Below are 21,006 nucleotides of genomic sequence, written 5' to 3' on the forward strand. Positions count from 1 at the left end.
CGTGAGGCAAGGTTTGCGACGGGAATGTTGTTCTGGAAATCGCCGGGCAATGGGATAAAATCGATTATAGGGATTCTATTCGAGCCTTGATCACCCCGGTGGCAGACTCTGATCACTTCAGCTGTAGGGAATGTAACAGTCATTTGGGAGGACAAGCCGTGGCAACGCGCGACTCACGAACATTGCAGGTATCCATCGAACGCGATTGGCATGCCGCCTATGATTTTACCTCCGATCCGCTCAACCTGCCGAAATGGGCATCGGGACTGGCAACCGGCTTGCAGAAATTCGGTGATGAGTGGCTTGCGGATGGTCCCACGGGAAAACTGCGGATACGTTTCTCCCCGCCGAATGATTATGGCGTTCTCGACCATTGGGTCGTCACTGAAACGGGCGAAGAGGTCTATGCCCCGATGCGCGTGATCCCGAACAATAATGGGTGCGAGGTTAGTTTTACCCTCTTTCGCATGCCGGAGATGAATGATGGCAAGTTTGCCGAAGATGCGGCATGGGTATTGCGGGATTTGAAGGCCTTGAAGGCCGTTCTGGAAACACCGGAGACGTGACGATGGCTCAATCGGGCAAAGACAGGCGTATTGACTATATCGAGTTCAATGTGAGTGACATTGGGCGTATGCGCGCCTTCTACGGCGAGGCATTTGGCTGGACTTTCAAGGATTATGGCCCTGATTATTGCGAGTTTTCCGATGGGAAGCTGACTGGTGGCTTTGCAGTTGGCGAAGATATCAAACCGGGTGGCCCGCTGGTGATCCTCTTTGCGGACGATCTTGCCGACACATTGAGGCGCGTCGAAGCGGCCGGCGGAAAAATCGTCAAGCCGATTTTCGACTTTCCCGGCGGCCGGCGCTTTCATTTCACCGACCCTGATGGTTATGAACTGGCAGTCTGGTCAGACAAATAATTCTGGTTCAGGCTGCAAGTTTCAGCATGTGCGCATCATAGCGTTCCATGAACTGGCGCAGGAGCTGTGGATATTCCGCAGTGACCGCAGCGACGACGCTTGGCCGCTCTGACAGAGCCTGACGCCAGGCGCGAACTTTTGGATATGCCGCGAACACGCCGTGCTCGGCGAGTGTGTCAAATGTATCGAAATAGCGGAAAACCGGCGCAAAAACCGCATCGACAAGGCTGAACTTCTTTCCCGCGAAGAATGGACCATCACCCAGCACCTCTTCGATACGACCGAATTTGCCTGTCAGTGTTTTCAGCTTCTCGTCGAACAGGCCTGCATCTTTCGTGGTTTCCAGCGACCAGATATCCGAAAGGATCGTTGAGCCGAATTCCATCCAGCCGCGATGGCGGGCGCGATCAAGCGCATTATCGGGGTGCAGACGCGGTTCGCCTTCGGTTTCTTCGATATATTCGGCAATAACCGAGCTTTCGAACAGAATGGCCTCGCTGCCATCCTCCTGCTCCACCTTTAGCAACGGGACTTTGCCAAGCGGGGAAATCTTGAGAAACCAGTCGGGCTTGTTGTTGAGGTCGATATAGACTTTCTCAAAAGGCACGCCCTTTTCGGCGAGCGCAATTGCCGCGCGCTGCACATAGGGGCAAAGGAGATGGCTGATCAGGGTAAGCTTCTTGGTCATGGTGTTTCTCCTGAATCGTTGTTGCTGGAAAAGCAAAGGGGCGGCCGCATGACGGCCACCCCTGAAATTTAGGCGGTGCGGGCTGATTTCAGCGCCTTGCCCCACCAGACCAGCTGGTCGAGCTGATTGGTGGCAGCTTCGTTCAGATGACCATAGTCGCTGAGCTTCTTCTCGCCTTTGACGACAGTCAGATATTCAGGGAAGGAGATGTGAATACCTGTCTTGACCGAGGCGGCGCTCATTTCCACGAAAATTCCGCGAAGATGTTCGATAGCGCGCGCACCACCGACGCCGCCATAACCGACAAAACCAACAGGCTTGTGGATGAAATCACCAAGATCGATGGCGTTCTTCAAAACAGCTGTTGGCGCGTGGTTGTATTCCGCAACGGTGAAGATATAGGCGTCGAATTCGCGCAGCTTCTTCTTCCAGCGCTCGGCGGTTTCCGATTGCTCGGTGGTGGCGCGTTCTTCGCCGAAGAACGCCATCGGATAGTCGATCAGGTCAAGAATCTCGACTTCGACATCGCTGCGTGTACCGGCAACGTCGGCGATCCATTTCGCCGGGAACTCGGCAAAGCGGCCAATCCGCGTGCTGCCAACGATGACACCGATTTTCAGTTTCGTCATATTCAGAATTCCTCAGGTTTTTGCTATGGTAACTATTGGTTACTGGCGCTATATAAGTGACTGTTGAAAATACCCGCAAGGAGGCACTTTTTTGAAACCGAAGCACTTTCAAGTAACCTCTGCCTGCACGGCGGTGAATCACATTCTGGCCCGTGTCGGAGACAAATGGACCGTGCTGGTTATCAACTATCTGGGCAATGGTTCAATGCGCTTTAATGAATTGAAGCGAACCATTAACGGTATTTCGCAAAAAATGCTGACCAGCACACTGCGCGGGCTTGAGCGTGATGGCTTTGTCACGCGCACGGTTTACCCAACCATTCCGCCACGCGTTGATTACGAACTGACGGAGCTTGGCCGCGAATTGCTTGTGCCGGTTCGCGGACTTGCCGACTTTGCCATTCAGAACGAACACCGTATCGCCAATGCGCGTGCCCGTTTCGATACTGGACATGGTGCCGAAATCGCCGCCAACTTCGCTGAAGCAGCCGAATAGATTTTTTGCGGTCACACGGTCAGCCATTGGCTGATGCGATATTCACGCAACAAAAAAGGCGGGCCGAAGCCCGCCTTTTCCATATGTATCAGGGTTGGACTGATTAGAAGTCCATACCGCCCATGCCGCCCATTCCGCCGCCTGGCATCTGGGGAGCCGCACCGTTGTCCTTCTTCGGAGCTTCGGTGATCATGGCTTCGGTGGTGACGAGAAGGCCGGCAACCGATGCAGCATCCTGCAGGGCTGTACGAACAACCTTGACCGGATCGACAATGCCGAGAGCGATCAGATCGCCATATTCGCCATTGGCCGCGTTGTAGCCGTAGGTTTCCTTCTTGTTGTCAAGGATCTTGCCAACAACGATGGAAGCTTCGTCACCTGCGTTGGTAGCGATCTGGCGAGCCGGAGCCTGCAGAGCGCGACGAACGATGTTGATGCCAGCGTCCTGATCGGTGTTTGCACCCTTGAGCGTCAGGTTTGCCGAAGCGCGGAGCAGGGCAACGCCACCGCCAGGAACGATGCCTTCTTCAACAGCAGCGCGTGTTGCGTTCAGAGCGTCGTCAACGCGGTCCTTCTTTTCCTTCACTTCAACTTCCGTTGCACCGCCAACGCGGATAACGGCAACACCGCCAGCGAGCTTGGCAAGACGTTCCTGCAGCTTCTCACGGTCGTAGTCGGAAGTGGTTTCGTCGATCTGCTGCTTGATCTGGCCGACGCGGGCGTTGATTTCGCCCTTCTTGCCATGACCGTCAACGATCGTGGTGTTTTCCTTGGTGATCGACACCTTCTTGGCGCGGCCGAGCATGTCGAGCGTAACGCTTTCGAGCTTGATGCCGAGATCTTCGGAAATAACCTGACCACCGGTGAGGATCGCGATGTCTTCGAGCATGGCCTTGCGGCGATCGCCGAAGCCAGGAGCCTTGACAGCAGCAATCTTCAGGCCGCCGCGCAGCTTGTTGACGACGAGCGTAGCAAGTGCTTCGCCTTCTACGTCTTCAGAAATGATGACGAGTGGCTTGGAGGTCTGAACAACAGCTTCGAGTACAGGCAGGAGAGCCTGAAGGTTCGAAAGCTTCTTCTCGTGGAGAAGGATGTAGGCGTCTTCGAGGTCAGCAACCATCTTTTCAGGGTTGGTGACGAAGTATGGGCTGAGGTAGCCGCGGTCGAACTGCATGCCTTCGACGACTTCGAGTTCGGTGTCAGCGGTCTTGGCTTCTTCAACGGTGATAACACCTTCGTTGCCGACCTTCTGCATTGCCTTGGCAATCATTTCGCCGATTTCAGTCTCGCCATTGGCAGAGATCGTGCCAACCTGCGCAACTTCTTCCGAAGTCTTGATCTTCTTGGCGCTCTTGCCAAGCTGCTTGACGACTTCTGCAACAGCAAGATCGATGCCGCGCTTCAGGTCCATCGGGTTCATGCCGGCAGCAACAGCTTTGCCGCCTTCCTGAACGATAGCCTGAGCCAGAACAGTAGCGGTCGTGGTGCCGTCACCGGCAATGTCGTTCGTCTTCGAAGCGACTTCACGGACCATCTGTGCACCCATGTTTTCGAACTTGTCTTCAAGTTCGATTTCCTTGGCAACAGTTACGCCGTCCTTGGTGATGCGCGGAGCGCCGAAGGACTTGTCGATAACAACGTTGCGGCCTTTCGGGCCGAGCGTTACCTTGACAGCGTCAGCAAGGATGTTGACACCGCGCAGCATACGCTCACGCGCGTCGCGGCCGAATTTTACTTCTTTGGCAGCCATTTTATCTCTCCTGGGATTGAACCCGGTTTGATCGAAATTTGTTGATTAAAGGGAAAACCGGCTGATTAGCCGAGGATGCCCAGAATGTCGGATTCTTTCATGATCAGCAGGTCTTCGCCGCCGATCTTGACTTCCGTGCCGGACCACTTGCCGAACAGGATGTGGTCGCCAGCCTTGACATCGAGCGGGATGAGCTTGCCAGCTTCGTCACGAGCGCCAGTGCCTACGGAGACGATTTCGCCTTCCTGTGGCTTTTCCTTGGCAGTATCCGGAATGATGATGCCGCCTGCAGTCTTTGCTTCAGATTCGATCCGGCGTACGACGACGCGGTCGTGAAGCGGGCGGAACTTGGTCTTGGCCATGGTTAGAACCCTTGATGTTGGTGTCAAAACGGTTTCGCGAACGGGTGAACGTTCACGTTATTAGCACTCCCCATTGACGAGTGCTAACTGGGCTCGGAGATAGTGGGAGGTCTTGGAAGAGTCAAGGGAGAGGTTCGCCAAATTTTTTGGCGAAGTGGCAAAAACCACGTGGTTACAGGTCCTCAGACCAGCATAAAAATCATTCCATATAATTGTGAACCAATGATGACGTCGGGGTGTTTAAGCCGCCTGGCGGGCAGCTGCATCCTTGGCGGCTGCCGAACGAAGGTGCGTATCACCCCAGACCTTGAGCGCGGAAATGATCGGTTCAAGGCTGCGCCCGTGATCCGTGAGCGAGTATTCCACCTTGGGCGGTACCTGCGCATAGACCTTGCGCGTGATGAAGCCATCGGCTTCCAGCTCGCGCAACTGGTTGGTCAGCATCCGCTGTGTCACGCTGTTCAAATGGCGGCGGATTTCGTTGAAACGCAATGTGCCTGACATAAGGTGGAACAGGATCATTCCTTTCCATTTGCTGCCGATCAGATTGAGCGTTCCCTCGACGGGACAACCCGGAGCGCAATCAAAATTCGTATGGCGTACCCGCGGCATCACGGTATCCTTTATGACACTATATGCAATTTATGTGCATTCTTGCACTTATCAAACATAGCGCGCATTTGAACAGCGTCAACTTATCTGGAGAATGCCTATGCGTGCCGTTGCCTATTACGAACCACAGCCAATCACTGCGGAAACATCCCTTGTCGATATTGATCTGCCCAAGCCTGAAGCAAAGGGGCGCGATCTTCTGGTTGAAGTGAAAGCCGTATCGGTCAATCCGGTGGATACGAAAATCCGTGCTGGCATGCAGCCGGAAGCGGGCCAACCCAAGGTTCTCGGCTGGGACGCGGCTGGTGTAGTTGCCGCCATTGGGCCGGATGTCAAAAATTTCAAAGTCGGTGACGAAGTGTTTTATGCCGGAGCTTTCGATCGGTCCGGAACCAATGCCCAGTTTCATCTGATCGATGAGCGCATTGCCGGAAGAAAGCCGAAAACTCTCGATTTCAGCGCAGCGGCAGCTCTTCCGCTGACATCCGTTACCGCATGGGAAATGCTGTTTGACCGGCTTCATATCGATACTCCGGTTCCCGGCGCAGCCAATGCCATTCTCATAATTGGCGGTGCTGGCGGCGTGGGGTCCATTGCCGTCCAGCTTGCGCGGCAACTGACCAACCTGACTGTCATCGCCACGGCTTCACGCCCGGAGACAAAGAAATGGGTTGAGGAACTGGGCGCTCATCACGTCATCGATCATTCGAAACCGATTGCGGCGCAAGTCGAGGCACTGGGGATCGGCGCTCCGGCATTTGTCTTTTCAACAACAAACTCGGCTACACATCATGCCGATATCGCCGCGCTGATAGCCCCGCAAGGCCGGTTCGGTCTGATCGATGATCCCAAGACCTATGACATTGTGCCCTTCAAATGGAAGAGCGTTTCCGTACATTGGGAATTGATGTTCACCCGCTCATACTTCAATACGGTTGATATTGAAGAACAGCACCGCCTCTTGAACAAAGTGTCGGAACTGGTGGATGCCGGAACGATCCGCACTACGCTCGCTGACGATCTCGGCACGATTTCCGCAGCCAATCTGAAGAAGGCCCATGCTTTGATCGAAAGCGGACGAGCACGCGGCAAAATCGTCCTGTCGGGTTTCTAAGAGAAAGCGGGCAGGGCCGTGCTCTGCCCGTTTTATCGCACGAAGCGCAGCCATCCGGTGCAGGCAACGGCAAGATAGACGCCGCCACAGATCAGCAGGAGATCGCTTGGACTGATGCTGTTGCTAACCATTGGGGCAACCAGCATGCCGAAGAGCATGCCGACATGGGTGGTGACGATATAGGCGCGCGTTGCCGGTGCGATATCGGCAGATGGCAGCAGCGTCTGGCGCAGTGTTGCAAAGGCAACATCCTTAAAGGGGCCGCCAAAGCCGGACAGGCCCGATGCAAGGACGAAGGCAGTCAGACGCCAATGATCCGGCATGGGTGCAAGAGTGGCCAAAGCCATCAGCAGGATGCCAGTGCCGGTTGCGCATACGCCCAGGAAAATCATGCGTGCCGGTTGCTCGGGCATGGGACGGTTGCCGACAATGAGATTGGCAATGAGGTTGCTCACGCCGAATGCCGCAATGACAAGACCATAAAGCCCGAAGCCTGTTGTCAGCGATGCATCGAACTGGCTGGAGATGATCAATGGAACAGCAAGGAAGAATGCCACATACCATGCGCCGCCAATGAAGGCATTGCTATCGAGCAGGAAGCCGAGCAGCGGTTCCCGATGCATCGCGCGATAGCCATATAGGAGGCTGGCGAAGGGGTGTCTTCGTTCAGTGCTGACGGGTAGGGCCGGTTGGGAGGTTGAGAGCGGTAAGGCTGCTATTGCGGCGGCGGATAAGAGAAAGCTCACGGCATTGGCCGTGAAAAAGTGAATGGGCGCGATAATCGCGCCCGCAAGAGCAATCAGTCCGGGGCCAAGCAAACGTGCGAGCCGGTTGGTCGCATCAAGCAGCGCATTGGTACCCGCCAGCAAACCCGGTTCATTGGCGATCAGTTGCGGCAGGATTGTCTGCAACGCTGGCAAAAACAGGGCCTCGCCAGCAGCAAGAACAGCGACGGCGAGCGCCAGCACCCATGCATTCGGTTGGCCCTCGACCATCCAGACCACGACAACAAGCACAAGGGCAGCAAAGCGGCAAAGATCCGCGCCGATCATTGTGCGCCGCCGGTCCCATCCATCCGACATGGCACCGCCAAAAAACAATACAGCAAGGATGATGGCCGATTTGACCGCCGTTATATAGCCGGCGGAGGGGCCGAAAATATCGACGGCGATCCAGCTCAGTGCGACCGTATAGAGCTGATCACCAATGGCAGACAGTGCCAGACCCGACCAGAGCAGACCGATCGAACGTTGGCGGAGCAGTGTGATGAATTGCATGGGCGAAACGTGCTTGGGAGGAACAATCTCGCCAGACTAATGCAAAACTTTTATGGCCGATATGACAATGCTGCCGGTTTTTGTCAGTAGTCTTTAGTCGTCCTCGCGCACATGATGAGCCATATCCGCCAGCATCCCGCTGACATGCTTGTCTGAAAGTTCATAGAAAATTTGCTTGGCAAGCCGGTTGCCGCGCACGAGGCGGGCACCGCGCAACAACCTTAAATGATGGCTGACGAGCGATTGGGACAATTGAAGACTTTCCGCGATATCGCCCACGGATCGCGGCGCTTCAAGACAGAAGAACAGGATACGCAGGCGTGTCGGGTCTCCAAGCAGTCTGAAAGTTTCGGCCAGTGTGGCGGTATCGGAATCCGAGGGCAGGTCGAGGGCCATCAATGTTTGTGCCCCGTATGATCGTGGTCATGATTGGTATGATCGCCTGTCTCGCTGTGATCTGCGTGATCGTGATCCGTATGTTCCCCGGGCTTTTCGCCCATGGTGCAGTCATCGCTTGGGCTGTCAGGCCAGTCGATGGCAATGGTTGCGTGCTGGATATCAAAACGCTTGGCCAGTTCCGCTTCGACGGTCTTAATCAGAAGGCGCGGATCGGTTCCGTCCTTTGGCTGGACATGCAGGGTGGCCAGAGCCTTGCCTGACGTGATGAGCCACACATGCACATGCCGCACGGCGGCAAGTCCGGTGACAGCACTCATCAGATAGTTCTGGATTTCCTCCGGCTTGGCATTTTCAGGTGCGCCTTCCAGCAGGATATGCAGGGAATTGCGCAACAGGGCCCAGGCGCTGCGCAGGATCAACACGGAAACCAGAATGGAGAGAATGGGATCGATTGGCGTCCAGCCAGTAAAATAGATGATGATGGCCGCGCTGATGGCGCCGACTGAACCCAGAAGATCACCCATCACATGCAGCACGGCGCCTTTGATGTTGACGTGTTCCTTGTCGCCGCGCGTCAGAATCCAGAACACCAGCATATTGATGAGCAGCCCGACTATGGCCACGAGGAACATTGGGCCAGCCAGAATCTCGCCCGGTGTGCGGAAGCGGTCGATGGCTTCGATGGCGATCCAGATAACAATGGCGAAAAGCGCGAGCGCATTGACAAGTCCTGCAATGACCTCAAAGCGCAGATAGCCAAAGGTACGGTTTTGATCAGCAGCACGCTGGCCAAAACGAAACGCCGAATAGGACAGGGCAAGCGCCCCCGCATCCGTCAGCATATGCCCGGCATCGGCAATCAGGGCCAGCGAACCGGACATCAGCCCGCCGATCACCTCGACGACCATATAGGTAAAAGTGATGATAAAGGCGATCAGCACCTTGCGCTGATTGTCGTTGGTTATCTTGGGCGCGTGGTCGTGCCCCTCATGCGATTGGGACATGGTTCTGGCTCGTATGGTTGATGACAACAAACGTATAAATACATATTCATATGTTTGTTGTCAATCGCTCATGCCTGACACCAGTTTATTCACTCCACCGGGCACTTGCCCGATGGAATTTTCAGAAAGCGGGATCAGACAGCAAGCCGTGTTCCGACCTCGTCAAGTGTCACATGGCCAAGGAACTTGCCGCTTGTCTCGGCAGGGTTTCCATCCTCGATGGCATGGGCAAAGATCACCGCCTTGTCGGCGTCAAACTTCTGCAGATAGTTGTAAAGCTCAGGGTAATCAGCCTTGAGATCAAACAGTCCAAGATCTTCGCCCCAACGGGCAATGCCGATCAGATAGGCATCGGCAATTGTCCTGTTGCCGGCGACGAGCCAGTCTTTGCCTTGCAGATGAGACTGGAGATAAGCGTAACCTGCCGCTGCCTTCTGCTTTGCCAGATCACGCAGTATTTTGATCGCCGGATCACCTTCCTGCAATTTGTAGGCGGCCCAGGCTGGGGCAAAAGCCGAATGAAAGCTGGTGTGCAGATAAGCCAGTATCTGGTTGAGTTTGTCATAGGCCTCTGTGCCTTGGGCAAAACCCAGTTTCTTGTATAGATCCCGTCCGGCAATGTTCTGGAGAATGGCAAGGCTTTCGCTAAGGCTGGCGCCATTTTCCAGTAGCAGCGTCGGTGTCTGGTGCATGGTGTTCACGCGCCGATAGACGTCACTCTTCGATTTTGCCAGCATGTCGATGCGGGCGAGACGATAGGGTTGGCCAAGCCATTCCAGTGCAACAATCGATCCGAAAGAGCAGCCATGCGGCACGCCGTAAAACAATACAGGTTCCATTTTCATTTCCTCATTTTTGAATGTCTGACCGCGGTGAAATGCAAGATGGCAATGCCGGTAACTATTGTAAAGAAGGCACAAAAATGTAATGTTGGTACATATTTTATACCAACATTCGATGATGGTACTGACGATGAAAGATCTGGTTTCCAAATGCCCCGTGGAAAATGCCATGCTGGCGCTGGGCGGGCGCTGGCGCATCCTTCTCATCTATTATCTGCTTGAAGGAACGAAACGTTTCAGCGATCTGCGCCGCGACATGCCAAAGATTTCGCAACGCATGCTCACACTTGATCTGCGTGCCCTTGAAGAGGCTGGCTACGTCACGCGCACGGTCTTTCCGCAAGTTCCGGTGCGTGTCGAGTACAGCCTGACGGAAGAGGGGCAACGTTTGAGGACATTGGTTGATGTGCTCAGCGAATGCGGCACCCGTCTTGCAAGTCGCGGTTTGGACTTGGCGGCCGCCTGATCCCTGTCATTCCAACGACAATCACAGGTGACACGATTGCCGCTATCGGCTAAGCGATGCCATCTTAGTTCGCTCCGGCAATCTGAAAGGATCGGCATGACCGATATGCTACATCTGCAGCGTCTCGATGCGCTCAAGGACCGTTATGATGTTCTCCTGTGTGACGTCTGGGGTGTTTTGCATAATGGCATTGATTCTTTTGCCGCAGCTTCCAGCGCCTTGCAGCGCGCCCGTGAAAACGGCCAGACTGTCATTCTGATCACCAATGCGCCGCGCCCCTTTGCTGGTGTTGCCCAGCAGATCGAAATGCTTGGCGTACCGAAATCCGCCTATGACCGCATCGTTACCTCAGGCGATGTGACGCGCGAATTGATCCGCAATGCGCCGCGCCGCGTGTTTCATCTGGGGCCGGAGCGCGATGAGACCCTTTATGAGGGGCTTGATGTCGAGCTTACCGAAGAGCGCGAAGCGGATGTTGTTGTCTGCACCGGCTTTTTCGATGATGATTCCGAAGGCCCTGAAGATTATGTAGATATGCTCACGCGCTTTCGCTCGCGCAATCTGCCTTTCATCTGCGCCAATCCTGACATTGTCGTGGAACGCGGAGACCGGCTGATCTGGTGTGCGGGTGCTTTGGCGCGCGATTATGGACAGCTTGGCGGGCGGACATTGATTGCCGGAAAGCCGCATCGCCCCATTTACGAAGCAGCAATCGCCGCTGCCGAAGCGGTGCGCGGCAAGCCGGTTGACCTGTCGCGCGTGCTTGCTATTGGCGATGGCATGCTCACAGATGTGAAGGGTGCTGATCTCTTCGGGATCGACGTGCTGTACATCTCCGGCGGCATTCACGCTGGCGATTATGTGATGGGCGGCCTATTTGATCTGGAAAAGCTGCTCGCCTTTCTCAAAAAGCATGGCAGCAATCCCGTTGCCACCATGCCGGCTCTCGCCTGAGGTAAATGCATCATGCCGATTCTACGCCTGACAGACCCTTCTCATCTGCCGGAGCATCTGAGGGGTGCGGTGGTGGCGATCGGTAATTTTGATGGTGTGCATCGGGGTCATCAGGCTGTTCTGCGCCGGGCGCTCGATGCCGCTCACGCGGCAGGCAAGCCTTCGCTGGTTCTGACCTTTGAACCGCATCCGCGCAGTGTCTTTGTGCCTGATCAGCCTGTTGACCGGCTGACGCCCGCCGCTGAAAAAGCCTCCATACTGGAAGCGCTCGGATTTGATGCGGTGGTGGAATGTCACTTCACCCGTGATTTCTCGCAGCTTACCGCTGATGTGTTTGTGGACGAAATCCTTGTTGCCGGTCTTGGTGCCAGCCGCATCGTTGCAGGTTTTGATTTTCACTTCGGCAAAGGACGTCAGGGCGGCCCGGCATTCCTGATGGATGCCGGAGAAAAGCGCGGCTTTCAGGTAACGCTCGTTGATGCCTTCCGCGATGAAGGCGGGCAGGCGATTTCATCCAGCCGCATTCGCGAACTTCTGGGGGCAGGCGAAATTGTCGAAGCGTCAGGGCTTCTTGGATATCGCCACCGGATTCGCGCCGAGGTAATCCATGGCAAAGAGCTTGGCCGGACAATCGGCTTTCCCACTGCCAATATGGTTCTGCCTCCCGAGACGCATTTGAAGGAAGGCATTTATGCCGTGCGATTTCGGCGTGCTGATGGAGCGCTTTATGACGGTGTGGCGAGTTTTGGCCGCAGACCGACCGTTGATACGGATGGCGAGCCGTTGCTTGAAACCTATGTGTTTGATTTCACCGGTGATCTCTATGGCGAAATCTGCGAGGTTTCATTTTTCTCCTATCTGCGCGGCGAAGAAAAGTTTGATGGACTTGAGCCGATGATGCAGCAGATCAGACGCGATGAGGAAGAGGCGCGCGGTCTGTTACAGGGTGTCAAGCCGCTGTCTCCATTGGATGACACGCTTAACTTTCAATGAAACGGTAAATTGTTTACCATAAGAATAAATCCAATTTTATCTATCTTTGGGTAGCGTCGCTTTCAAATCTGCCGCCCTCCCAGGCGAAATTGTTGGAGTGACTTCATGCATATTCGTTTCATCGCTGCTCTTTCGGGCGCCCTTGTTCTTGCCGGTGTCGCCCCAGGTTCTGCCGATGAATATTATTCGGACGGTCAGCAGACACAGACCGCTGCGGCCCCGCGCCAGCATTGGTGGTCCGGTGACTGGTATCTGACACTCGGCGCAAAGGGGTTCATCGCCCCGCGTTATGAAGGTGCCAATGATTATCTCCTGCGTGCAGCGCCGGTTATTTCTCTTGGACGCGCCGGAGCCGCCGCGCGGTTCAGCTCTCTGAATGACAATGCATCGATTGGCCTTATCGATACAGGCGTCTTCCGCACCGGTATCACCGGCAAGCTGATCACCGGACGTGACAGTGGCGATGCGCACCTCAAGGGTGTGCATGATGTTGATTGGGGCGTTGAACTCGGTGGCTTTGCCGAATTCTATCCGACAGACAATATTCGTGGCCGTGTTGAAGTGCGCCGGGGCATCGGTTCGCATGATGGCGTCGTTGCCGACTTTGCCATTGATGCCTTTACCGATCTGACGCCTACGGTTCGTGTTTCCGCCGGTCCCCGCGCCACGCTCGCCTCAAAGGACTATTTCCAGCAATATTACGGGATAAATCCGACAGAAGCCGTTGCATCCGGTCTGTCGTCCTACAAGCCAAGTGGCGGTGGTTTGAAATCGCTTGGTGTCGGTGGACAGATCACCTGGAAAACCACCGACAAGATCGAAACCAGCGCCTATGCGGAATATAGCCGCCTGATGGGCCCGGCATCGGATTCCAGTATTGTCAAGGAGCGCGGTTCAGCCAATCAGGCCACCTTCGGCCTTCAGGCAACCTACCGTTTCGATTTCGCACTTTGATGCGGATTTGGGGCTGATGCGAAGTTTATTGCGTCAGCCCCTTTATTCTGGAAGCAGTGATTGCTAAAAGCGCGCTCATGAAAACTGTTTCCTGGACGCTTGCGCGCTCCATCCCACTTCAGACACCACGAATTACTGGCCCGGCCTTCCGGTTTGCCTGAAGCCTAGGCTTGCGGGTGCGGAAGGTCCGGGTTTTCCGGATGCGCCATTGCGCTCTTTTTTGATTTTCGTCACATCTTAGCCTGCTGCGATCACGCGCGGGCCTGTTCACAAGCTGGAAAAATGACCGACACGTCCAAGCCACTCGACTATTCGAAGACACTTTATTTGCCGCAGACCGACTTTCCGATGCGTGCGGGCCTGCCCGCCAAGGAGCCGGAATTTGTCAAGCGCTGGGGCGACATGGACCTCTACAGGAAGCTGCGGGAGGATGCGAAAGATCGTCCGCTTTACGTCCTGCATGACGGCCCCCCCTATGCCAACGGCAACATCCATATCGGCCATGCGCTGAACAAGATCCTCAAGGATGTCATCACCCGCTCGTTCCAGATGCGCGGGTTCAATTCCAATTATGTGCCGGGCTGGGATTGCCACGGTCTGCCGATCGAATGGAAGATCGAGGAACAGTACCGCGCCAAGGGCAAGGATAAGGACGAGGTGCCGATCAACGAATTCCGCAAGGAATGCCGTGAGTTCGCCACCAACTGGATCAAGATCCAATCCGCCGAGTTCAAGCGTCTTGGCATTGAAGGTGATTTCGACAACCCCTATACGACGATGGCCTTTCACGCCGAAAGCCGCATTGCTGGCGAACTTTTGAAATTTGCCATGTCGGGCCAGCTTTATCGCGGTTCGAAGCCGGTTATGTGGTCGGTTGTCGAGCGTACCGCGCTGGCTGAAGCCGAAGTCGAGTATCAGGACTATGAGAGCGACACGATCTGGGTGAAATTCCCGGTCTCCACCGGTGCGGATGATCTCAAATCCGCACATGTGGTTATCTGGACGACGACGCCATGGACCATCCCCGGCAATCGTGCGGTCAGCTACTCGCCGCGCATCGCCTACGGTCTCTATGAAGTTGAAACCGCTGAGAACGACTTCGGACCACGCCCCGGCGAAAAGCTTATCTTCGCCGATGCGCTTGCTGAAGAATCCGCTGTTAAAGCCAAACTGACCTTTAAGCGGATCAGGGCAATTTCGGCAGATGAATTTGCCGCAATGACGCTTGTGCATCCTTTCAAGGGACTGGGTGGTGGCTATGAATTTGTGGTTCCCATGGTTGCTGGCGATCACGTCACTGATGACGCTGGTACGGGCTTCGTTCATACAGCTCCCGGCCATGGCCGCGAGGATTTCGATGCATGGACCGATGCCGCCCGCGAACTGGAAGCGCGCGGAATTTCTGCAGCGATCCCGTTCACCGTCGATGATGCCGGATTCTACACCAAGGACGCGCCGGGGCTTGGCCCTGACCGCGAAGGCGGCGCTGCGCGTGTCATCGATGACAACGGCAAGAAGGGCGATGCCAACAAAGCCGTCATCGACGAGCTTATCGCGCGCGGTGCCCTGTTTGCCCGCGGTAGGCTGAAGCACAGCTACCCGCATTCATGGCGGTCCAAAAAGCCGGTGATCTTCCGCAATACACCGCAATGGTTCGTCTATATGGACAAAGACCTCGGCGATCAGACCACATTGCGCTCCCGTGCCCTTGCTGCCATCGACGAGACACGTTTTGTGCCCGCTGGCGGTCAGAACCGTTTGCGTGCCATGATTGAAGATCGTCCCGATTGGGTACTCTCCCGCCAACGTGCGTGGGGCGTGCCGATCTGTGTCTTTGCCGATGAGAACGGCAATGTTCTGAAAGACGATGCCGTCAATGCCCGCATTCTTGAAGCTTTCGAGCAGGAAGGTGCCGACGCGTGGTTTGCCGAAGGCGCGCGCGAGCGTTTCCTTGGCGAAAAGGCGAACGAGCCTTGGGTGCAGGTACGCGACATTCTCGATGTGTGGTTCGATTCAGGTTCGACCCATGTTTTCACGCTGGAAGATCGTCCTGATCTGAAATGGCCTGCCGACGTTTATCTCGAAGGCTCCGACCAGCATCGCGGCTGGTTCCACTCTTCGTTGCTGGAAAGCTGCGGCACCCGCGGCCGTGCGCCTTACAACACCCTTGTCACCCATGGGTTCACCATGGATGAGGAGGGGCGCAAAATGTCGAAATCCCTCGGCAATACGGTGACGCCGCAGGATGTGATCAAGGACTCAGGCGCCGATATCCTGCGCCTCTGGGTCATGACCACGGATTATTGGGAAGATCAGCGTCTCGGCAAGAATATCATCCAGACGAACATCGATTCCTACCGCAAGCTGCGCAACACCATCCGCTGGATGCTTGGCACTCTGGCTCATGATGCCGGTGATGAGATTGCCTATGCGGATATGCCGGAACTTGAAAAGCTGATGCTGCATCGCCTCGCTGAACTCGATGAACTGGTCCGTTCAAGCTATGATGCCTTCGAATTCAAGCGCATCACCCGCTCGCTGATCGATTTCATGAACGTCGAATTGTCGGCGTTCTACTTCGATATCCGCAAGGATGCACTCTATTGCGATGCGCCTTCAAGTGTGAAGCGCCGCGCTTCACTGCAGGTTGTGCGCCATCTCTTCGACCGTCTCGTGACATGGCTTGCGCCGATGTTGCCATTCACGACCGAAGAAGCGTGGCTGGATCAATACCCAACGGCAAAATCCGTGCATCTTGAACAGTTCCGTGCAACGCCTGCCGAGTGGAAGAATGACGCCTTGGCTGAAAAGTGGCGCAAGGTGCGGGAAGTTCGCCGTGCAGTTACCGGTGCATTGGAACTGGAGCGTGCCGACAAGCGCATTGGTTCATCGCTGGAGGCGGCGCCGGTGGTTTATGTCACCGATCCGGAATTGCTTGCCGCCGTTTCAGATCTGGATATGGCCGAGATCTGCATCACCAGTGCCATCACGATCAAAGGTGAGGCGGCTCCTTCCGGGGCCTTTGTTGCCGATGACGTAAAAGGCGTGGCTGTTGTTTCCGAGCGTGCAACCGGCACGAAATGCGCGCGTTCATGGCGTTATACCCATGATGTTGGCTCAGATCCGGCCTATCCTGACGTTTCGGCCCGTGATGCCGCTGCTTTGCACGAATTGGCAAAACTCGGCAAACTCGCCATTTAGGTGTATAAAGGCGGATCATTCACTGGATGATCCGCATTTTGCTTAACAAAAGCTTGCATCGGCTTGCTTATTGGGACGGGCCTCATGTAAAAGGCTTGCCATTGAGTTGCCTGATTTAACAGGCAGGGCATGGAACAGGCCTATTGAATCGGCTGAGTCGGCAATATGAGCTTGGGGCGAAAGTGGCGAGTATGGATTTGAACGGACGTATTACAGTTCTTGGTGCAATGCTTGCGTCGTTGACGTTGGCCGGCTGTGCTTCGTCGCCAACTTACGGGACGAACAAAACAGCTGGTAGCCAGTTGTTGGATGACGTTTCCAATATCGCTTCGTTTGGGCCTAAGAAAAAAGATTCGATTACCTACAATCCACGCCCTGATCTGGTTCGTCCTGTCGTTGGCAAGCCGGGGCAATTGCCTGCGCCGCAGGACAATGCCATGGCAGCCAATAGTGCCAACTGGCCGGAATCGCCGGAAGCGCGCCGCAAGCGCTTGCGTGATGAGGCGACCGCTAACCAGAACAACCCCAACTATGTCCCGCAGATCGAAAATGATGTGCCTGCCGCCAAATCGGTTGATACGGGTGAACATGGTTTCTTCAACGACAGGAACCCGCCGCCATCAGGCGTGTCGGCCAAGACGCAATCTGCTGAATTCCGGGCGCGCCGTCTTGCCTCTACCGCCGGTTCACCAAAAACCCGCCGTTATCTGAGCGAGCCGCCGCTGGAGTATCGTGCGCCAGCAGCAACTGCGGCGACTGATGAGCTGGGTGAAGACGAAGCCAAGAAGGAACGCGATCGCAAGGCCGCTGCCCGCAAGGATAAGGGCTTCAGCTTCAAGAACCTCATTCCCTGGAATTGATCCGGAATATTTTGCGACATTCGAAAGGCTCCTTCAGGGAGCCTTTCTTTTTTCGGCAATGTAAAGCGTCTTGCCTTTGCCTTGATGTACCGGGAATATCGCAGTGTCTCTGTCAGTTGAGGATCATGGATCTTGCGCCTTTTACGTATCCCCGCGTTGATTGTTCTCATTCTCCTGACAGTCTTTGCCTTTGTTTGGGGCGGGCTTGCTCTCTGGTATCAACTGCCATTCGGCCTTCCCGGTGTCGCCGGTCTGGTTGCCGTCTGGATCATTATCGGCCTTGTCGTTCTCTGGCTTGAAGTGACCGGACGTGTCCGCCGTGCCTTGGCTGTGCTTATACCGGTTATGGCTGCCTTGCTGTTCTGGTGGAGCACAATCACGCCATCGCTCAATCGCATCTGGGCTGATGACGTGGCGCAGACGGTGACAGGCACACTCAGCGGTAATCATGTCACTCTGGCCAATATCCGCAATTTTGAATGGCGCAGCGCAACGGATTACACACCGCGCTGGGAGGTCCGCTCCTACGATCTGGAGAAACTGGATTCGGTCGACGTATTCTTATCGTACTGGTCGAGCCCGGCCATTGCCCATACGCTGGTGAGTTTTGGTTTTACCGATGGCGAGCACGTCGTGTTCTCTGCCGAAATCCGGAAAGAACGTCACGAGCAGTTTTCCGAAGTGGGCGGCTTCTTCAAGGAATTTGAACTGGCGATGATCGCTGCCGATGAGCGCGATATTATCCGCGTGCGCACCAATATCCGTAAGGAAGATGTCTATCGTTATCGGATCAATATGACACCGGAAATGCGTCAGGCGCTGTTTCTGTCCTATCTGGATACCGGAAACCGACTGTCAAAAGCGGCACAGTTCTACAATACAATAACGGCCAATTGCACCACTGTGATTTTCGATATGATCAGGGCCATCACGCCCGGTCTACCGGTTGATTACCGCGTTATTTTATCGGGATATCTGCCGGGTTATTTGTACGATCTTGGCGCCATAGACAGGAGCAAGCCGCTTGAGCAGGTCATTCAGGCCGCGTCGATCAACCAGCGCGCTATGGACGCCGACAAGGCTGAAGACTTTTCTGCAAGAATACGCGCTGACAACTAAAGCCGTCTGGCGCGGAAGAATTCCTTGAGAATTACTTCGGCTTCCTGTTCCTGGAAGCCGGAATAAACCTCCGGCGCATGATGACAGGTTGGTTGCGCAAAAAACCGTGCGCCATTTTCCACGCCGCCGCCCTTCATATCCTGTGCGCCATAATACAAACGCCGGATGCGGGCGAAGGAAATCGCCGCAGCGCACATGGTGCAGGGTTCAAGCGTCACATAAAGATCGCAACCCGTCAGCCGTTCATCATCGAGCATTGTGCAAGCGGCCCGGATGACAAGAACCTCGGCATGAGCCGTTGGATCATTAAGCTCGCGCGTGCGATTTCCTGCCTGCGCAAGTACCTTGCCGTCCTTCACCAGAACAGCGCCAACAGGCACTTCACCACGCTTTGCCGCGGCTCTTGCCTCGGCCAATGCAAGGTCCATAGGTCCCATAGGATCAGTTTTTTGGTTCACGCTGCACTCATTGTCCAGAATTTACTCGCAAGCTGCCGTCATAGCTGGTAGTTAGCCCCGCTGAAAGGCAAACATTCCATGACCAGTTCAAATGATGACGGAAAGGGCGGTAAACGTCCCTTTGAAAAGCGCAGCTTCGACAAGAAGGGCGCTGATGGCGGCCGTGGTGGCCGTCCGGCCCCGCGCAAATATGATGATGGTGCGCGGGACCCCGCGACGCGCGGACCGCGCAAATCATCTTTTGAAGAAGCGCCAGTTGATGACAGCGAGCGCATCGCCAAGCGCCTTGCCCGCGCAGGCATAGCCTCGCGCCGCGAAGCCGAAACGATGATCGCCGCAGGGCGTATCTCGGTCAATGGCAAGGTGCTTGCCAGCCCCGCGATCAACGTCAAGCGCGAAGACCGCATCGAGGTTGACGGCAAGCCATTGCCGCAAAAGGAACGCACCCGTCTGTGGCTCTATCACAAGCCTGCGGGTCTCGTGACGACCAATCGCGACCCGGAAGGGCGCCAGACTGTGTTTGAATCGCTGCCGAAGGATATGCCGCGGGTTCTGTCCGTCGGCCGTCTTGATATCAACACGGAAGGCCTTCTGCTGCTGACCAATGATGGCGGCCTGTCGCGCGCGCTTGAATTGCCATCCACCGGCTGGCTGCGCCGCTACCGTGTCCGCGCCCACGGCAGCGTGACGCAGGAAAAACTTGATACGCTGAAAGACGGTATTGCCGTTGAGGGCGTGTTCTATGGCGCGATTGAAGCGACGCTGGAACGCGAGCAGGGCTCCAATGTCTGGATCATGATGGGCTTGCGCGAAGGCAAGAACCGCGAAGTCAAGAATGTGCTTGGCGCGCTTGGCCTTTCGGTCAATCGCCTGATCCGCATTTCCTATGGCCCGTTCCAGTTGAGCGATCTGCCCGAGGGTTCGGTGCGGGAGATGAATGGCCGCACTCTGCGTGACCAGCTCGGCGAGCGCCTGATCGAAGAATCCGGTGCTGATTTTGAAGCGCCGATTATCAATGTTTTCTCCAATGATGCGGTAAAAGGTGAGGCGGTGGTGCAGCAGCCTGCTGCTGATCGTCCAGCGCGTCGCTCCTCGGAGTGGATTTCAAGTGCGCCTGTTGCCAAAAGCCGTGGCCCGCGCAAGTCCAAGGACGAGAAGCGCGAAGAATCCCTGTCGCGTCTGACAACGGATCGCAGCGAACGCCCCGGCGCTTCGCGCGATGCGCGTGGGGGCCGTGATGAGCGTCCGGCGCGTGCGCCGCGCGCCGATGATCGCAAGCCGCGTGATGCTTCTGCGCCGAGAGGCAAAGGTGCAAAGGCTGAGGAGCCGCTACCGCCGCGTGCGCGTTCTGCCAATGTCTGGATGGCGCCCGGTGCGCGTCCGGTCGGCAAGCCCAAGGCCAAAACAGGTGAGCCACGCGGTGAGCGCAGAAACTCGGATGCTCCCCGTTCTGACAAGCCGAGGCGTTTCGAAGAAGGCTCTTCGCGTCCTGCCGGTGATCGCCCGCAGCGTGAACGTCCGGCCGGTGCCTATGCGGGTGGTGACAAGCCGCGCAGCTATTCTCCACGTCCGCCACGCGCTGATGATGACAGGGCCGAACGTCCGAAACGTTCTTTCGGGGCGGACCGTCCTGAGGGTTCACGCGATGGTCCGCGCCCGCCCCGTCCACCGCGCGTCGGTAAACGGGAGCGTGCCGAGCTGAAGGAACGCGAAGCCAATGGCGGCAAGCCATCGTCACAGTCTGAACGTCCGGCGCGCTCCGGGCGTCCCTATGGCGCAGGCGGTGGTCCAGGCAGGCAGGATGGTCGCTCTGGCGATCGGCCCTATGGGGGCCCGAAGGGTCCGCGCAGTGGTGGTTCTGGCGGCGGTGCAGGTCGTCCCCCACGCAAGCCTAAGCCGTAGGCGT

22 protein-coding genes are annotated in these 21,006 nt (G+C 56.0%); 12 read left to right on the forward strand and 10 right to left on the reverse strand.

Features of this window, described 5'->3' with window-relative positions; genetic code table 11:
* Positions 1-158 precede the first annotated feature (158 nt).
* On the forward strand, positions 159-566 hold the full coding sequence (locus tag FHW17_RS22810) for an SRPBCC family protein (RefSeq protein WP_112527167.1): 408 nt from the start codon (positions 159-161) through the stop codon (positions 564-566).
* Between the two features lie 2 nt (positions 567-568).
* Positions 569-922 carry a VOC family protein gene (locus tag FHW17_RS22815; RefSeq protein ID WP_182510913.1) on the forward strand — a complete coding sequence of 118 codons (354 nt, stop codon included), beginning with the start codon at positions 569-571 and terminating at the stop codon, positions 920-922.
* A 7-nt stretch (positions 923-929) separates the two neighbouring features.
* On the opposite strand, the gene FHW17_RS22820 is transcribed toward FHW17_RS22815, so the two are convergent.
* Positions 930-1,610: a glutathione S-transferase family protein gene (locus FHW17_RS22820; RefSeq protein ID WP_113096435.1), complete on the reverse strand. Its 681-nt coding sequence runs from the start codon at positions 1,608-1,610 to the stop codon at positions 930-932.
* 68 nt (positions 1,611-1,678) lie between these two features.
* Positions 1,679-2,239, reverse strand: coding sequence for an NAD(P)H-dependent oxidoreductase (locus FHW17_RS22825; protein WP_182510895.1), 561 nt, complete (start codon positions 2,237-2,239; stop codon positions 1,679-1,681).
* Between the two features lie 91 nt (positions 2,240-2,330).
* Between FHW17_RS22825 and FHW17_RS22830 the strand changes: the two genes are divergently transcribed.
* Positions 2,331-2,735, forward strand: a complete 405-nt coding sequence (locus tag FHW17_RS22830; RefSeq protein ID WP_112527175.1) for a helix-turn-helix domain-containing protein — start codon at positions 2,331-2,333, stop codon at positions 2,733-2,735.
* A gap of 103 nt (positions 2,736-2,838) precedes the next feature.
* Here FHW17_RS22830 and groL read toward each other — a convergent pair whose 3' ends face one another.
* The 3 genes from groL to FHW17_RS22845 form a co-directional block, all read right to left on the reverse strand.
* Positions 2,839-4,485 (reverse strand): chaperonin GroEL, encoded by a 1,647-nt coding sequence (gene groL, locus FHW17_RS22835; RefSeq protein ID WP_112527177.1) that lies wholly within the window; start codon positions 4,483-4,485, stop codon positions 2,839-2,841.
* Positions 4,486-4,550: 65 nt separating this feature from the next.
* Complete coding sequence (gene groES, locus FHW17_RS22840) at positions 4,551-4,847, reverse strand: co-chaperone GroES (protein ID WP_091883536.1); 297 nt, start codon at positions 4,845-4,847, stop codon at positions 4,551-4,553.
* 240 nt (positions 4,848-5,087) lie between these two features.
* On the reverse strand, positions 5,088-5,459 hold the full coding sequence (locus FHW17_RS22845; RefSeq protein WP_182510896.1) for a helix-turn-helix domain-containing protein: 372 nt from the start codon (positions 5,457-5,459) through the stop codon (positions 5,088-5,090).
* Between the two features lie 100 nt (positions 5,460-5,559).
* Between FHW17_RS22845 and FHW17_RS22850 the strand changes: the two genes are divergently transcribed.
* Positions 5,560-6,573 carry a zinc-binding alcohol dehydrogenase family protein gene (locus FHW17_RS22850; RefSeq protein WP_112527181.1) on the forward strand — a complete coding sequence of 338 codons (1,014 nt, stop codon included), beginning with the start codon at positions 5,560-5,562 and terminating at the stop codon, positions 6,571-6,573.
* Between the two features lie 32 nt (positions 6,574-6,605).
* Here the strand turns inward: FHW17_RS22850 and FHW17_RS22855 are convergent, their stop codons facing one another.
* The 4 genes from FHW17_RS22855 to FHW17_RS22870 form a co-directional block, all read right to left on the reverse strand.
* Positions 6,606-7,850 (reverse strand): MFS transporter, encoded by a 1,245-nt coding sequence (locus FHW17_RS22855; RefSeq protein ID WP_182510897.1) that lies wholly within the window; start codon positions 7,848-7,850, stop codon positions 6,606-6,608.
* A 93-nt stretch (positions 7,851-7,943) separates the two neighbouring features.
* Positions 7,944-8,246 (reverse strand): metalloregulator ArsR/SmtB family transcription factor, encoded by a 303-nt coding sequence (locus FHW17_RS22860; RefSeq protein ID WP_112527185.1) that lies wholly within the window; start codon positions 8,244-8,246, stop codon positions 7,944-7,946.
* Positions 8,246-9,253 carry a cation diffusion facilitator family transporter gene (locus FHW17_RS22865; RefSeq protein WP_112527187.1) on the reverse strand — a complete coding sequence of 336 codons (1,008 nt, stop codon included), beginning with the start codon at positions 9,251-9,253 and terminating at the stop codon, positions 8,246-8,248. Before FHW17_RS22865 ends, FHW17_RS22860 begins: the two co-directional genes overlap by 1 nt.
* Before the next feature lie 134 nt (positions 9,254-9,387).
* The gene (locus FHW17_RS22870) at positions 9,388-10,092 is read right to left on the reverse strand and encodes a glutathione S-transferase family protein (RefSeq protein WP_182510898.1); all 705 of its coding nucleotides are present in this window, start codon (positions 10,090-10,092) and stop codon (positions 9,388-9,390) included.
* A 133-nt stretch (positions 10,093-10,225) separates the two neighbouring features.
* Between FHW17_RS22870 and FHW17_RS22875 the strand changes: the two genes are divergently transcribed.
* The 7 genes from FHW17_RS22875 to FHW17_RS22905 all read left to right on the forward strand — a co-directional run bounded on the left by FHW17_RS22875 (position 10,226) and on the right by FHW17_RS22905 (position 18,642).
* On the forward strand, positions 10,226-10,561 hold the full coding sequence (locus FHW17_RS22875) for a helix-turn-helix domain-containing protein (protein ID WP_091883733.1): 336 nt from the start codon (positions 10,226-10,228) through the stop codon (positions 10,559-10,561).
* 105 nt (positions 10,562-10,666) lie between these two features.
* Entirely contained in the window at positions 10,667-11,515 is an 849-nt protein-coding gene (locus FHW17_RS22880) for a TIGR01459 family HAD-type hydrolase (protein WP_112527288.1), read from the forward strand.
* A gap of 12 nt (positions 11,516-11,527) precedes the next feature.
* On the forward strand, positions 11,528-12,508 hold the full coding sequence (locus FHW17_RS22885) for a bifunctional riboflavin kinase/FAD synthetase (RefSeq protein ID WP_113096442.1): 981 nt from the start codon (positions 11,528-11,530) through the stop codon (positions 12,506-12,508).
* Positions 12,509-12,613: 105 nt separating this feature from the next.
* Positions 12,614-13,462, forward strand: coding sequence for a MipA/OmpV family protein (locus FHW17_RS22890; RefSeq protein ID WP_112527195.1), 849 nt, complete (start codon positions 12,614-12,616; stop codon positions 13,460-13,462).
* A 282-nt stretch (positions 13,463-13,744) separates the two neighbouring features.
* Entirely contained in the window at positions 13,745-16,663 is a 2,919-nt protein-coding gene (gene ileS / locus FHW17_RS22895; RefSeq protein WP_113096443.1) for an isoleucine--tRNA ligase, read from the forward strand.
* Positions 16,664-16,854: 191 nt separating this feature from the next.
* A complete protein-coding gene (locus tag FHW17_RS22900) occupies positions 16,855-17,523 on the forward strand; it encodes a hypothetical protein (RefSeq protein WP_112527199.1) in 669 nt (222 codons plus the stop codon).
* A gap of 132 nt (positions 17,524-17,655) precedes the next feature.
* Entirely contained in the window at positions 17,656-18,642 is a 987-nt protein-coding gene (locus FHW17_RS22905; RefSeq protein ID WP_112527201.1) for a DUF4105 domain-containing protein, read from the forward strand.
* On the opposite strand, the gene FHW17_RS22910 is transcribed toward FHW17_RS22905, so the two are convergent.
* Entirely contained in the window at positions 18,639-19,070 is a 432-nt protein-coding gene (locus FHW17_RS22910) for a nucleoside deaminase (RefSeq protein WP_112527203.1), read from the reverse strand. The two genes, FHW17_RS22905 and FHW17_RS22910, sit on opposite strands and share 4 nt — an antisense overlap.
* A 108-nt stretch (positions 19,071-19,178) precedes the next feature.
* Between FHW17_RS22910 and FHW17_RS22915 the strand changes: the two genes are divergently transcribed.
* Positions 19,179-21,002, forward strand: a complete 1,824-nt coding sequence (locus tag FHW17_RS22915) for a pseudouridine synthase (protein WP_112527205.1) — start codon at positions 19,179-19,181, stop codon at positions 21,000-21,002.
* Positions 21,003-21,006: the final 4 nt, after the last annotated feature.

The organism is Phyllobacterium sp. P30BS-XVII, assembly GCF_014138335.1.
Lineage (GTDB): Bacteria > Pseudomonadota > Alphaproteobacteria > Rhizobiales > Rhizobiaceae > Phyllobacterium > Phyllobacterium meliloti.